At 67.8% G+C, this 13,107-nt stretch carries 8 protein-coding genes; 2 read left to right on the forward strand and 6 right to left on the reverse strand.

Annotated features, from left to right (window positions below; translation table 11 throughout):
• Positions 1 to 5: 5 nt before the first annotated feature.
• The 5 genes from F3J15_RS13430 to apbC all read right to left on the reverse strand — a co-directional run bounded on the left by F3J15_RS13430 (position 6) and on the right by apbC (position 5,637).
• A complete protein-coding gene (locus F3J15_RS13430) occupies positions 6 to 833 on the reverse strand; it encodes a lysozyme inhibitor LprI family protein (RefSeq protein WP_089484413.1) in 828 nt (275 codons plus the stop codon).
• A complete protein-coding gene (locus F3J15_RS13435) occupies positions 833 to 3,112 on the reverse strand; it encodes an arginine/lysine/ornithine decarboxylase (RefSeq protein WP_089484414.1) in 2,280 nt (759 codons plus the stop codon). Before F3J15_RS13435 ends, F3J15_RS13430 begins: the two co-directional genes overlap by 1 nt.
• An 81-nt stretch (positions 3,113 to 3,193) precedes the next feature.
• A complete protein-coding gene (gene dcd, locus F3J15_RS13440; protein ID WP_006398615.1) occupies positions 3,194 to 3,763 on the reverse strand; it encodes a dCTP deaminase in 570 nt (189 codons plus the stop codon).
• Between the two features lie 112 nt (positions 3,764 to 3,875).
• Entirely contained in the window at positions 3,876 to 4,412 is a 537-nt protein-coding gene (gene sodC / locus F3J15_RS13445; protein ID WP_069248600.1) for a superoxide dismutase [Cu-Zn], read from the reverse strand.
• Between the two features lie 133 nt (positions 4,413 to 4,545).
• Entirely contained in the window at positions 4,546 to 5,637 is a 1,092-nt protein-coding gene (gene apbC / locus F3J15_RS13450; protein ID WP_089446210.1) for an iron-sulfur cluster carrier protein ApbC, read from the reverse strand.
• A gap of 348 nt (positions 5,638 to 5,985) precedes the next feature.
• Between apbC and F3J15_RS13455 the strand changes: the two genes are divergently transcribed.
• Positions 5,986 to 6,630, forward strand: a complete 645-nt coding sequence (locus F3J15_RS13455) for an OmpA family protein (RefSeq protein WP_043189806.1) — start codon at positions 5,986 to 5,988, stop codon at positions 6,628 to 6,630.
• Between the two features lie 376 nt (positions 6,631 to 7,006).
• Complete coding sequence (metG, locus tag F3J15_RS13460; protein ID WP_166891603.1) at positions 7,007 to 9,169, forward strand: methionine--tRNA ligase; 2,163 nt, start codon at positions 7,007 to 7,009, stop codon at positions 9,167 to 9,169.
• A 57-nt stretch (positions 9,170 to 9,226) separates the two neighbouring features.
• Here the strand turns inward: metG and F3J15_RS13465 are convergent.
• Positions 9,227 to 13,107 (reverse strand): translocation/assembly module TamB domain-containing protein (locus F3J15_RS13465; RefSeq protein ID WP_240161516.1); only part of this gene is annotated, 3,881 nt, incomplete at its 5' end.

Raw genomic sequence — 13,107 nt, forward strand, 5'->3', positions numbered from 1 at the left:
TGCGCTTACTTGTTGCCGGCCGTCTCCGACAGCCGCTTCATCGTCGCGATGCGCGCGCCGATCAGGTCGACGCGGCCGTCCTCGCCGACGAGCGGCGCCGTCGCATCGCGGAACCCGACCCACGCGCGCTGCGCGCGGACGAGCGTCGCGGCCGAATGCGCGGGCATCTTGCGGCGCAGCTTCTGGTAATAGCGGTTCAGGTCGAACAGCGCATGCTCGCACGCGGCGTCCTGTTCGCACGGCCGCACGCGGCGCACGGCCGGGTCGCGCGGCGCGTTCGCCGGCCTCGCGTTCGGTTTGACCGCGCTCGGCGCATCACTCGCGCCGCCCTGCGCACCGCTCGTGGCCGCGACCGGCACGGCGGCGGGCGGCGGCGCATAGCGATCGGCCGCACCGCGCAGCGCCAGCGCGCGATCGCGCACCGGCTGCAGTTGCAGGTCGGCACTCGACATCGCGTACGACGTCCCGCGCGTGGTGTCGTACACGGCCTTCAGCAGATTCACTTCGTCCTTGCGCCACGTGAGCCAATGGCGCTGGCTGTCCTGCCAGCCGCGCCTCGCGTCGGCCGGCGCATCCTTCAACAGGCGCTGGTACGCGCCATCCATCACGGCCTGCCACTGCTGCTGCGCCTCGCCCATGCACTGGATCTGGCCGGCCGGCGAAGACCGGTCGCGCCGCGCGAGACACTGCCGCATCGCGACGTCGATCGGGTCGGCCGCCGCGACTTCCGCGTGCGCGACCCCGACTCCCGCCAGCCCTGCCGACCCTGCCGCCCAGACGACGAGCGCGGCCAGCGCCGCACGCATCGCCTGGATTCGTCCATGCGTCGCCATCAGTCGCGCACGCAGTCGACGAAGTACTCGACGCGGCCGTTCACCTCTTCCGCGACGAGGCCGTGGATGTCGGTGTGGAAGCCCGGGAAGCGTTCGTTGAAGTCGCGCGCGAACCGCAGGTAGTTCACGATCGTCTTGTTGAAGCGCTCGCCCGGGATCAGCAGCGGAATGCCCGGCGGGTACGGCGTGAGCAGGATGCTGGTCACGCGGCCTTCGAGCTCGTCGAGCGGCACGCGGTCGATCTTGCGGTGCGCGAGCTTCGCGAACGCGTCCGACGGCTTCATCGCCGGTTCCATGTCCGACAGGTACATCTCGGTCGTCAGGCGGGCGATGTCGTTCGCGCGGTACACGTCGTGGATCTGCGTGCACAGGTCGCGCAGGCCGACGCGCTCGTAGCGCGGATGCTGCGCGACGAATTCCGGCAGCACGCGCCACAGCGGCTGGTTGTTGTCGTAGTCGTCCTTGAACTGCTGCAGTTCGGTCACCATCGAGTTCCAGCGGCCCTTCGTGATGCCGATCGTGAACATGATGAAGAACGAGTACAGGCCGGTCTTCTCGACGATGATCCCGTGCTCGGCCAGGTACTTCGTGACGATCGCGGCCGGAATGCCGGTCTCGCCGAACTCGCCGTCGACGTCGAGCCCCGGCGTGATGATCGTCGCCTTGATCGGGTCGAGCATGTTGAAGCCTTCCGCCAGCGGGCCGAAGCCGTGCCAGTGGTCGTTCGGCTTCAGCATCCAGTCCTCCCGCGAACCGATGCCTTCCTCTGACAGGTTGTCCGGGCCCCACACGCTGAAGAACCAGTCGTCGCCGTATTCGGCGTCGACCTTGCGCATCGCGCGGCGGAAGTCGATCGCCTCGGCGATCGATTCCTCGACGAGCGCGGTGCCGCCCGGCGGCTCCATCATCGCGGCCGCGACGTCGCACGACGCAATGATCGCGTACTGCGGGCTCGTCGACGTGTGCATCAGGTACGCCTCGTTGAAGCGGTGCTTGTCGAACGTGCGGTTCTCCGAATCCTGCACGACGATCTGCGACGCCTGCGAGATGCCCGCGAGCAGCTTGTGCGTCGAGTGCGTCGCGAACACGAGCGCGCCGGTGCGCGGACGGCCGTCGCCGATCGCGTGCATGTCGCGGTAGAAATCGTGGAACGTCGCGTGCGGCAGCCATGCTTCGTCGAAGTGCAGCGTGTCGAGCAGGTCGCCGAGCAGGTCCTTGATCATCTCGACGTTGTAGACCACGCCGTCGTACGTGCTCTGCGTGATCGTCAGGATGCGCGGCTTCATGTCCGGGTTCTCGCGCAGCGCCTCGCGCGCGAACGGGTTCGCCTCGATCTTCTTGCGGATGTTCTCCGGCTTGAATTCGTCGCGCGGGATCGGCCCGATGATGCCGAAATGGTTGCGCGTCGGCGTGAGGAACACCGGAATCGCGCCCGTCATCGTGATCGCATGCAGGATCGACTTGTGGCAGTTGCGGTCGACCAGCACGATGTCGCCAGGGGCGACCGTCGCGTGCCAGACGATCTTGTTCGACGTCGACGTGCCGTTGGTCACGAAGAACAGGTGGTCCGCGCTGAAGATGCGTGCCGCGTTGCGCTCGGACGCCGCGACCGGGCCCGTGTGGTCGAGCAGCTGGCCGAGTTCGTCCACTGCGTTGCAGACGTCCGCGCGCAGCATGTTCTCGCCGAAGAACTGGTGGAACATCTGGCCGAGCGGGTTCTTCAGGAACGCGACGCCGCCCGAGTGGCCCGGGCAGTGCCACGAGTACGAGCCTTCGTCCGCGTACTTGACGAGTTCCTTGAAGAACGGCGGCGCGAGCGAGTCGAGATAGACCTTCGCCTCGCGGATGATGTGGCGCGCGACGAACTCCGGCGTGTCCTCGAACATGTGGATGAAGCCGTGCAGCTCGCGCAGGATGTCGTTCGGCAGGTGGCGCGACGTGCGCGTCTCGCCGTACAGGAAGATCGGGATGTCCGCGTTGCGGCGGCGCACTTCGGTGACGAACGCGCGCAGCTCGATGATCGCGGTCGCGAGCTCGGGCAGCTCGCCGTCCGAACCGGTTTCGCCGAGCATGAGTTCGTCGTCGTCGATCGACAGGATGAAGCACGACGCGCGGCTCGACTGCTGCGCGAACGACGTCAGATCGCCGTAGCTCGTGAGACCGAGGACTTCGACGCCCTCCTTCTCGATCGCTTCGGCCAACGCCCGGATGCCGGAGCCCGAGATGTTCTCGGAGCGGAAATCTTCGTCGATGATGACGACGGGGAAACGAAACTTCATGGGCGATTCTCCAAAAAGAACGACCGCGGCGCGTCACGCGCAGCGGTCACCCGGAAACTGGTGAGACGTTATGCAACCAGATCAGGTTTTCGGCAGCGTGACACCACGCTGCCCCTGATACTTGCCGCCGCGATCCGCGTACGACACGTCGCACACTTCGTCGCTCTCGAAGAAGAGCACCTGGGCGACGCCTTCGTTCGCGTAGATCTTCGCGGGCAGCGGCGTGGTGTTCGAGAATTCCAGCGTGACGTAGCCTTCCCACTCGGGTTCGAACGGCGTCACGTTGACGATGATCCCGCAGCGCGCATAGGTCGACTTGCCGAGGCAGACGGTGAGCACGGTGCGCGGAATGCGGAAATATTCGACGGTGCGGGCCAGCGCGAACGAGTTCGGCGGGATGATGCACACGTCGCCCTTGAAATCGACAAACGAACCCTCGTCGAAGTTCTTCGGATCGACGATCGTCGAGTTGATGTTCGTGAAGATCTTGAATTCGTCCGCGCAGCGGATGTCGTAGCCGTAGCTCGACGTGCCGTAGCTGACGATCCGGCGGCCGTCCTCGGACGCGCGGACCTGATCGGGCACGAACGGCTCGATCATCTTGTGCTCTTCGGCCATGCGCCGAATCCATTTGTCGGACTTGATACTCATATCGGGGCGCCAGGAAACGCTGCGTGACAGTCAGGGAGGGCCGCTCGCGCGAGGCAGCGGCCGGGAAAGGCGCACATTTTACGCGATCATCGGCCCGCGCACGCGGCGGCCGTCAACGGATCACGCCGCAGGCGAGCGCGGGCCCCGCGCCATGCTGCGGAAACGCGGGATCGCTCGGGTCGCGGTGCACCAGCGCCGCGCGGTTCATCGCCGAGCGCACGCCATCGAGGGCCAGATCGGGGGCGACGATGAAGCCGGCCGCGACGCCGTTCGCGTCCGCGTGGATGTTGCCGAGATCGCCGGCGACGCGGGCGCCCGCGCGCAGCCGGTCGGCCGCCGGCGCGAACACCTGGCCGGCGCTCGAGCCGTCGCCCGCGTTGCAGTCGCCGCGATCGTGTACCTGTAAAGCGTGATCGCTGTTCGGCGGCAGCCCGGCCAGGTTATAGGTCACCTGCACGCCGTCCGGACGCTCGACGAACGTCACCGCGCCGCGCGCCTGCGAGCCGACCGTCGGCTGCAGCTGTGCGTCGGCCCGTTTTTCGTGCGACGAGGAAAAGGAGGTGCAGCCGGCCAGCAGGCCCAGCGCGGCGGCGGCCAGCAGCGCGCACCGCACGCGGCCGGCGTACACGCCGTGATGTCGTTGTTTCATTCGATCCTCATGCCGGCTGGCGGCCGTTTGACACGACGGCCGCGCCGGGCGGGTAAAGGGACCCGGGAAAAGTCGCCATGATACCGCGCCTCGCGGCGCCGTAAACAGCGTGAGCCCCCGCCCCGCAAGGGTTTTACGTATTTTGAACAACGATCGACGGGAACTTCGACGTCATGTCGCGCGATCGCTCGGCAATCGCCAGCGCGACGCCGCGCGCGATTTCACGATAGCGACGCGCCAGCGCGCCTTCGGAATCGGCCACGACCGTCGGCGTGCCGCTGTCGGCGCGCTCGCGGATCGCGATGTCGAGCGGCAGGCTGCCGAGCACGTTCACGCCGTACTCCTTCGCCATCCGCTCGGCCCCGCCGGCGCCGAAGATGTGCTCCTCGTGCCCGCAGTTCGAGCAGATGTGGATGCTCATGTTCTCGACGATGCCGAGGATCGGAATCCCGACCTTCTCGAACATCTTCAGGCCCTTCTTCGCGTCGAGCAGCGCGATGTCCTGCGGCGTCGTGACGATCACCGCGCCCGTGACGGGCACGCGCTGCGCGAGCGTGAGCTGGATGTCGCCCGTGCCGGGCGGCATGTCGACGATCAGGTAGTCGAGCTCGCGCCAGTTGGTCTGGCGCAGCAGCTGCTCGAGCGCGGAAGTCGCCATCGGGCCGCGCCACACCATCGGGTTGTCTTCCTCGATCAGGAAGCCGATCGAGTTCGCCTGCAGCCCGTGGCCGACCAGCGGGTTCATCGACTGGTTGTCGGGCGACTCGGGACGCTGGCCGTGGATGCCGAGCATCGTCGGCAGCGACGGGCCGTAGATGTCGGCGTCGAGGATGCCGACCGACGCGCCTTCGGCCGCGAGCGCGAGCGCGAGGTTGACGGCCGTCGTACTCTTGCCGACACCGCCCTTGCCCGACGCAACCGCGACGATGTTCTTCACATTCGGCAGCAGTTTCACGCCACGCTGCACCGTGTGCGCGACGATCTCCTGCGAGACCGCGACGCGCGCGTCGCGCACGCCGGCCACGGCCTGCAGCGCCGCGGTGATGCGGGCGCGCACGTCGCCGTGCTGGCTGCGCGCGGGATAACCGAGCACCACGTCGAGCGCCACGACGTCGCCGTCGATCGCGACGTTGCGCACGCCCTTGTTCGCCGCATACGGACGGCCGGTATTGGGGTCGACGACAGCCGCCAAAGCGGCGTCGACTTGTGCCCGGTCAATGCTCATCGAAACTCCGTGAAAACGTTTTTCTCGCGCGCAAACGTCAAAAAATATCAAATTACGGCGCGAAATTCGGGAAAAGTGAAAGAATCTGTTGCACGCCATTGCGCGAACGCGCGACCCGGCGCACTCTTCGCCTGCGGCATGCTATGGGGCCAAATCGGCCACTTACCGCCTATATTGTAGAGGCTGACGCGTCGCACTGTCCGAACAGCCACGCTGACGGGCAGGGCATGCAGCCACCTCGGCGGCTGCCGCGAGCACAGGCCTGCCCTCCTTTTTCGGGCGGCCCGCGCAGGGAGCCGTAACTGTTGTCGTCGTTGTCGACTCGTTCAACCAAGAGAGGAATTCAAGATGAACATGAAAATCGCGACTCGCTTGTCCGTCTTCGCATTGGCCGGCGCACTGCTGGCAGGCTGCGCCACGCAGCAAGGCAACAACGCGGCCGTCGGTACCGGCACGGGTGCGGCGCTGGGCGCAGGCATCGGCGCGCTGGCAGGCGGCGGCAAGGGCGCGGCGATCGGCGCAGGCGTCGGCGCACTGGTCGGCGGCGTGACGGGTTACAACTGGCAGGCGATCAAGAACAAGCTCGCACCGTCGGCAGCGCAAACGGGTACGCAAGTGACCGAGCAGCCGGACGGCTCGCTGAAGCTGAACGTGCCGAGCTCGGTGACGTTCGCGACGAACCAGTACGCGATCACGCCGGCCTTCACGCCGCTGCTGAACGACCTGGCGACGACGCTGAACCAGAACCCGCAAGTGACGGCATCGATCGTCGGCTACACGGACAGCACGGGCTCGGCCCAGCTGAACCAGACGCTGTCGCAGAACCGCGCGCAAAGCGTCGTGAACGCACTCGCCCAGCGCGGCGTGAACGGCGGCCGCCTGTCGGCGCAAGGCATGGGCGCATCGAACCCGATCGCGGACAACGCGACCGAAGCCGGCCGCGCACAGAACCGCCGCGTCGAAATCTACCTGCGCGCAGCGCAGGCGCAGTAAGCGCACGACGAGGGGAAGGCGCGGGCTCGTCGCCCGCGCAGCCCCGCCGGACAAGGCTGCCGTCGGGGCCGGTAACGAATCGAAAAAATTTTCGAACTTCTGTCGCAGGCCGTGGTCAGTATTTACGGTACGCGGCTGGTATTGCCGGCCCGTCACCATTCTCCTCTTGTCGTTGTTGCTCCGGGGCCGTATCCGCCCCGGTTTTTTTTGCCCGCAGAAATCGTGCTGCATCGCAGCACACTACTGTCGGGCACGCCGCTTGCGCGGCCGCGCCCGTTTCGGCGCCCGGTCAAGGGCGCCTGCCCGCGTCGCTGACGCGCGCCCCTGCTAGAATCGCAGTTTCCCGTCGTTTTTCCGCTGTTCCTCTACAGACCCTATGTCCGCATCCGACCTCACTTCCGTGCAGGCTGCGGCGCCGCAAGGTGGCCGCCAGATCCTCGTTACGTCCGCACTGCCCTATGCCAACGGGCAGATCCACATCGGCCACCTGGTCGAGTACATCCAGACCGACATCTGGGTGCGGACGCTGCGAATGCATGGCCACGAGGTCTACTACATCGGTGCCGACGACACGCACGGCACGCCGATCATGCTGCGCGCGGAGAAGGAAGGCCTGACCCCGAAGCAGCTGATCGATCGCGTGTGGACCGAACACAAGCGCGACTTCGACAGCTTCGGCGTGTCGTTCGACAACTTCTACTCGACCGATTCGGACGAGAACCGCGTGCTGAGCGAGAAGATCTACGTCGCGCTGCAGGACGCCGGCTTCATCGCCGAGCGCGAGATCGAGCAGGCGTACGATCCCGTCAAGGAAATGTTCCTGCCGGATCGCTTCATCAAGGGCGAGTGCCCGAAGTGCCACGCGAAGGACCAGTACGGCGACAACTGCGAAGTGTGCGGCTCGACCTACCTGCCGACCGAACTGCTGAACCCGTATTCGGTCGTGTCGGGCGCGACGCCGGTGCGCAAGACGTCGAAGCACTACTTCTTCCGCCTGTCCGATCCGCGCTGCGAAACGTTCCTGCGCGAATGGGTGAGCGGCCTCGCGCAGCCCGAAGCGACCAACAAGATGCGCGAATGGCTCGGCGACGCCGGCGAGGCCAAGCTCGCCGACTGGGACATCTCGCGTGATGCGCCGTACTTCGGCTTCGAGATCCCGGGCGCGCCCGGCAAGTATTTCTACGTGTGGCTCGACGCGCCGGTCGGCTACTACGCGAGCTTCAAGAACCTGTGCGACCGCAACGGCATCGACTTCGATGCATGGGTCCGCCCGGGCTCGACCACCGAGCAGTACCACTTCATCGGCAAGGACATCCTGTACTTCCACACGCTGTTCTGGCCCGCGATGCTCGAGTTCTCGGGCCACCGCACGCCGACCAACGTGTTCGCGCACGGGTTCCTGACGGTCGACGGCGCGAAGATGTCGAAGTCGCGCGGCACGTTCATCACCGCGCAGAGCTACATCGACACGGGCCTGAACCCCGAATGGCTGCGCTACTACTTCGCCGCGAAGCTGAACGCGACGATGGAAGACATCGACCTGAACCTCGACGACTTCCAGGCACGCGTGAACAGCGACCTCGTCGGCAAGTACGTGAACATCGCGAGCCGCGCGGCAGGCTTCCTGATCAAGCGCTTCGACGGCCGTGTGCAGGACAGCGCGATGAATCACCCGCTCGTCGCGAAGCTGCGCGAGGCGATCCCGCAGATCGCCGCGCACTACGAAGCACGCGAGTACGGCCGCGCGCTGCGCCACACGATGGAGCTCGCGGACGAAGTGAACGCGTACGTCGACGGCGCGAAGCCGTGGGATCTCGCAAAGGATCCGGCCAACGCCGTCGCGCTGCACGAAACCTGCAGCGTGAGCCTCGAGTCGTTCCGCCTGCTGTCGCTTGCGCTGAAGCCGGTGATGCCGCGCGTGGCCGTTGCCGTCGAATCGTTCTTCGGGATCGCGCCGCTCGCATGGGCCGATGCCGCGAAGCCGCTGTCGTCGGCGCAGCCGATCAAGGCGTACCAGCACCTGATGACGCGCGTCGACCCGAAGCAGATCGAAGCGCTGCTCGCCGCGAACCGCGACTCGCTGCAGGCCGAAGCCACCGGCGCGGCTGTCGCGAGCGCGAACGCGAACGCCGCGAAGGATGCGAAGAACAACGCGAAGGCGAACGCGAAGCAGGCTGTCGTGAACGGCGCGGACGACGCACCGATCTCGATCGACGATTTCGCGAAGATCGACCTGCGCATCGCGAAGATCGTCGCGTGCCAGGCCGTCGAAGGCTCGGACAAGCTGCTGCAGCTCACGCTCGACGTCGGCGAGGAAAAGACCCGCAACGTGTTCTCGGGCATCAAGTCCGCGTATCAGCCCGAGCAGCTCGTCGGCAAGCTGACCGTGATGGTCGCGAACCTCGCGCCGCGCAAGATGAAGTTCGGCCTGTCGGAAGGGATGGTGCTTGCCGCATCGGCCACCGACGAGAAAGCCGAGCCGGGCCTCTACATCCTCGAGCCGCACAGCGGCGCGAAGCCCGGCATGCGCGTGAAGTAAGCCGAACGCGCTGCCGCTTGCGCGAAAGGAAGCCCCGCACATCGTGCGGGGCTTTTTTCATGGCTGCTCGGCGCGCCGCCCGCGCCCGCCGTCACTGCTGAACCAGCGATCAAAACGCCGCGTGTAGTTCAGGTCGACGCCCTGGAACGTGCCGCCGTACGCGGATACCGACCAGAAGCGCGTCAGGTTGATCGTCGCCTTGAACGCGTTGGCCGCCGATTGCAGGCCCTGCTCGAAGCCGAGCACGAAGCGCTCGTTGATCGCCTTCGACACCAGCACGACCTGCGGATCGGTCAGGCCGACTTCACTCCGGCCGACCGAAACCTCGTCGAGACCGAAGGTCTGCGCGACGCGCTTGCCGGTCACGCTGCCGAGCAGCCCGAGCGCCGCCGTCATCGCACCCTGCTGCCCGACGTTGTTGCCCTGGTCGGTGCCGTGGCCGAACAGCAGCCACGACAGCTTTTCGTTTTCCGTGACGTTCGGCTCCGACACGAGCTTGACCGTCAGCGACTGGATCGTGCCCGTGACCTGCACGCCGGCCTCGACCTCCTGGTTGCGCCGCATCGCGAGGATGTTGACGCCCGGGTTCGACACGGGGCCGTTGAACGTGAAGAAGCCGTTCTCGACCGCGAGCTTGCGGCCGAACGACGTGTACGTCGATCCCTCGGTCACGCGCACGTTGCCGACCGCGCGCAGCGGCACGCCCGGCGCGCTCATCACGGTGATCGTGCCGCGCAACCCGAGATCCGCGCCGTGCCCCTTGAAGCGGAAGTTGTTGCCGAGGCCGATGTCGATGTTCGCGCGCGGCGCGAGCGACGGCGCCGGCTTGTCCTCGACCGGCTTCGGCTTCGCGACCGCGGAACCGGTCGGCGTCTCGCCGCGCACCGTGCCGCCCGGCTGCATGATCACCACGTCGTCCGACAGGTGCGGCGCAGACTCCTCGGGCAGGTCGAACAATGCGCGGTCGACGACGAACTTGCCGTCGATCGACAGCGCGCCGCGCGGCCCGTCGTTTGCGACCGTCGCCTTGCCCGACAGCGACAGCTTGCGATCCGGCGCCGCGAACAGTTCGAGCTTGTCCGCGACGATGCTCGCGGTCAGGTCGGGCGCTTCGCCGTCGAGGCGCACGCGGCCGAGTGCGCGCAGCGTACCGTCGCCGCCGTGGAACTCGACCTGCTGGAATTCGACGAGGTTTTCCGACAGCTTCACGCGCACGATGCCGTCCTTCAGCTGCACGCCCTGGTCGATGAGCGTCGCGGACAAATCGTCACCCGTCAGCATCCCCGACAGGCTCGGCTTCACCGGCGTGCCCGCGACCGTCAGCTTCAACGCCGCGCGGCCGCCGAGCAGATAGCTCGGCCCGAACAGGTTGCCGGTCGTCTTCAGCGCGGGGATGTCGGCGTCGATGCGGCCCGACAGCGGGCCGTCGTTGACCACGCCGAACATGCCGTCGCGCAGCGCGAACGGCACGATGACGTTCGCGTCGAGCGTACCGACCCGGTTCGCCTTCGCGAGCGCCGTCACGTTGAGCCGGTTGCCGGGCATGAAGCTCGCGCGCGCGGACAGGTCGGTCAGCCCCAGCGATGCGATGCCGCGCCCGCTCTCGATCGTCACGTCGCCGCCGCGGCGCTTCACCTGCACGTAGCCTGTCGCGTTCGCGCCGAGCGAGAAATCCCAGTCGGCATCGAGCACGACGTCGGTGCGCACCGGCGGCCGCTGGCCCGTCAGCTCCTGGCGGACCTCGAGGAAACGCGCGACCGACGCACCGGTCACCGAGCCCGCCGAGCGCATCTGGCCGTGATCGAACACGAACGATTTCAGGTCGATCGCCGCACCTTCGAGCGTGAGTCGCGTCGCGCCGAGCGTCACGCGGCCGGCGCCGGCCGACACGGTCAGCGGCGACTGCAGCGCGATGGTCGGCGTGCCGCGGTTTGCAAGACGCGTGACGGTGCCGTCCCAGCGCATCCCGTCGCGATTCTCGACCACGCCGCCATTCGCCGCGAGCGTCACGTCGATCACGCGGCCGCCGGCCGCCCCGAGTGCCGACGCGTCGAGCGTGTGCTTCGCGCGCGTGCCGTTGAGGTTCGCGCGCAGCGATTTCAGCTTCAGCGAGCCGAGCGCGATGTCGGACGCGTCGGCCGTGAACACGAGCGCGCCGTGCGCGCCATCGCGGATGTCCGCGCGGCCCTGCGCGGCACCGATCCGGTTCGAGCCGACGACGACGTGCTCGGCCTTGTAGGTCGCCGTCACGTTCGGGTGCGCGAAGCTGCCGGTCAGGTCGCCCTGCGCCTGCACGAGCCCTTCCACGCCGAAGCCGAGCCGGTCGAGCTGCGGCGCGTCGACGACGAAGCGCAGCCGGTCGCCGGGCGCGCCGAAGCTGCCGCGCAGGTCGACATGATTCCCCGCGATCGACAGGTTCGCGTTGCTCGGCAAGATGCGCGAGCCGGCGAGCTGCACGACGCCGGCGCCGGTCAGCGGCACGCCGTCGTACAGGCTGTCGCTGAGCTTGAAGGTCGCCTTCGTCGACACCTGCGGCGCGAATGCGCCCGACGCCGTCAGCGTGCCCGACACGCGCGTCTCGCCGCGCTTGGCCGGCGCCTTCGACGCCTTGGCGGGCGCCTTGCCGCCACCCGCCTTCGGCGCGCTCGCCGCGGCGAGCAGCAGCGGATCGAATGCCGTCAGCGTCGCCTTCGCGTCGTAGCTCGAATGCGCGTCGTGGCGGAACACGCCCGTCAGGTCGATCCGGCCCTTGCCCGCCGTCACCCGCGCGTCGGTCAGCACGGTCTGCTGCGGCGTCAACGCGACCTTCGCGCGTGCGCCGAGCGCGAGCTTCGGATCGTTCAGGTTGAAATCGACGGTCGTCACGTCGCCCGCGAGCGTCACGCCGAGCGGGCCGGCGAGGCGCATCGGACGCAGCTCGGCGACGAACGCATTCAGGTCGAGGTTCGCGACCTTCAGGTCGAAGCGGCCCTTGCCGCCCGTCAGCGTGCCGTTGCCCGTCACACTGCCGTCGCGGATCAGCTTCAGCGCGAGATCGTCGATCCGCTGCGCATGCGCATCGAGATGTACGTTCGCGTGCGCGTCGATCACCGGCAGCAGGTGGTCGCCGAGCGTGCCGGGCTTCGCGTTGACGATCGACACCGGGCCCGTCACCGCAAAACCCTTCGCGGGTTCGGCCCCGGCCGGCGCCGTCACCGGCGCGAGTTCCGCGCGCACCGCGAGATCGGCGGCCGGTGCGCCGGGCGAGAGCGCCTGCGGGTTCACGTGATCGAACGCGAGCGATGCGCGCGTGAGCGGCACTGCGCCGAACGGCGCGGCCTCGACATGCGCGCGCCCGTTCAGCTTCATCCCGCTTGCGTCGACATCGGCGACGAGCGCTTCGAGCGAGCCCGACACGCGCGCACGCGCGTCGACCGGCTCGTCGGACAGCTTGCCTGCGTACGTGGCGTCACCCGTCAGCGCGAACGGCTTCACGCCGTCGAGCTTCGCGCGTGCGGTCAGCGCGCCGTACGGCGTATCGACGCCGTCGAGCACGAGTTCATGGTGACGGCCGTCGCTGCGGCCGTTCAGCGCGATATGGTCGAGCTGCGTCGTCGAGCCGCCGTCGTGGATCGCGAGGTGATCGACGCGCAGGTCGTCGATCCGCAACTGCAGCGGCAGGCTCAGGTCCTGCGGCGTCGTGCTCGGCGTCGACGGCCCCGGCGCGATCCGCACGTCGATCGTGCCGGCGCGAAGATACGCGATGGACAGCCGCCACGGCGCGCGGGTCAGGGCCCAGCGGCCGTCGAGCCGGTCGATGCGGATTTCGGTGCCGGTGCCGTCGGGGCTCGTCCACGCGAACCCGCGCAACCGCACGCCAGTCGCGAGCGCGCCGCCGTCGAGCGTGCCCGCGAGCCGCGCGCCGAGTACGCGACCGGCCACCTGCCACGCGAGCCGCG

Origin of the sequence: Burkholderia sp. Ap-955 (assembly GCF_011753045.1) — a bacterium.
Taxonomy (GTDB): domain Bacteria; phylum Pseudomonadota; class Gammaproteobacteria; order Burkholderiales; family Burkholderiaceae; genus Burkholderia; species Burkholderia lata_D.

Excerpts from the sequence above, each read along its gene's own strand:
- sodC (WP_069248600.1), bottom strand. The coding sequence starts at position 4,412 with ATGAAACAACGACATCACGGCGTGTACGCCGGCCGCGTGCGGTGCGCG.
- F3J15_RS13435 (WP_089484414.1), bottom strand. The coding sequence starts at position 3,112 with ATGAAGTTTCGTTTCCCCGTCGTCATCATCGACGAAGATTTCCGCTCC.
- F3J15_RS13455 (WP_043189806.1), top strand. The coding sequence starts at position 5,986 with ATGAACATGAAAATCGCGACTCGCTTGTCCGTCTTCGCATTGGCCGGC.
- F3J15_RS13430 (WP_089484413.1), bottom strand. The coding sequence starts at position 833 with ATGGCGACGCATGGACGAATCCAGGCGATGCGTGCGGCGCTGGCCGCG.
- metG (WP_166891603.1), top strand. The coding sequence starts at position 7,007 with ATGTCCGCATCCGACCTCACTTCCGTGCAGGCTGCGGCGCCGCAAGGT.
- apbC (WP_089446210.1), bottom strand. The coding sequence starts at position 5,637 with ATGAGCATTGACCGGGCACAAGTCGACGCCGCTTTGGCGGCTGTCGTC.
- dcd (WP_006398615.1), bottom strand. The coding sequence starts at position 3,763 with ATGAGTATCAAGTCCGACAAATGGATTCGGCGCATGGCCGAAGAGCAC.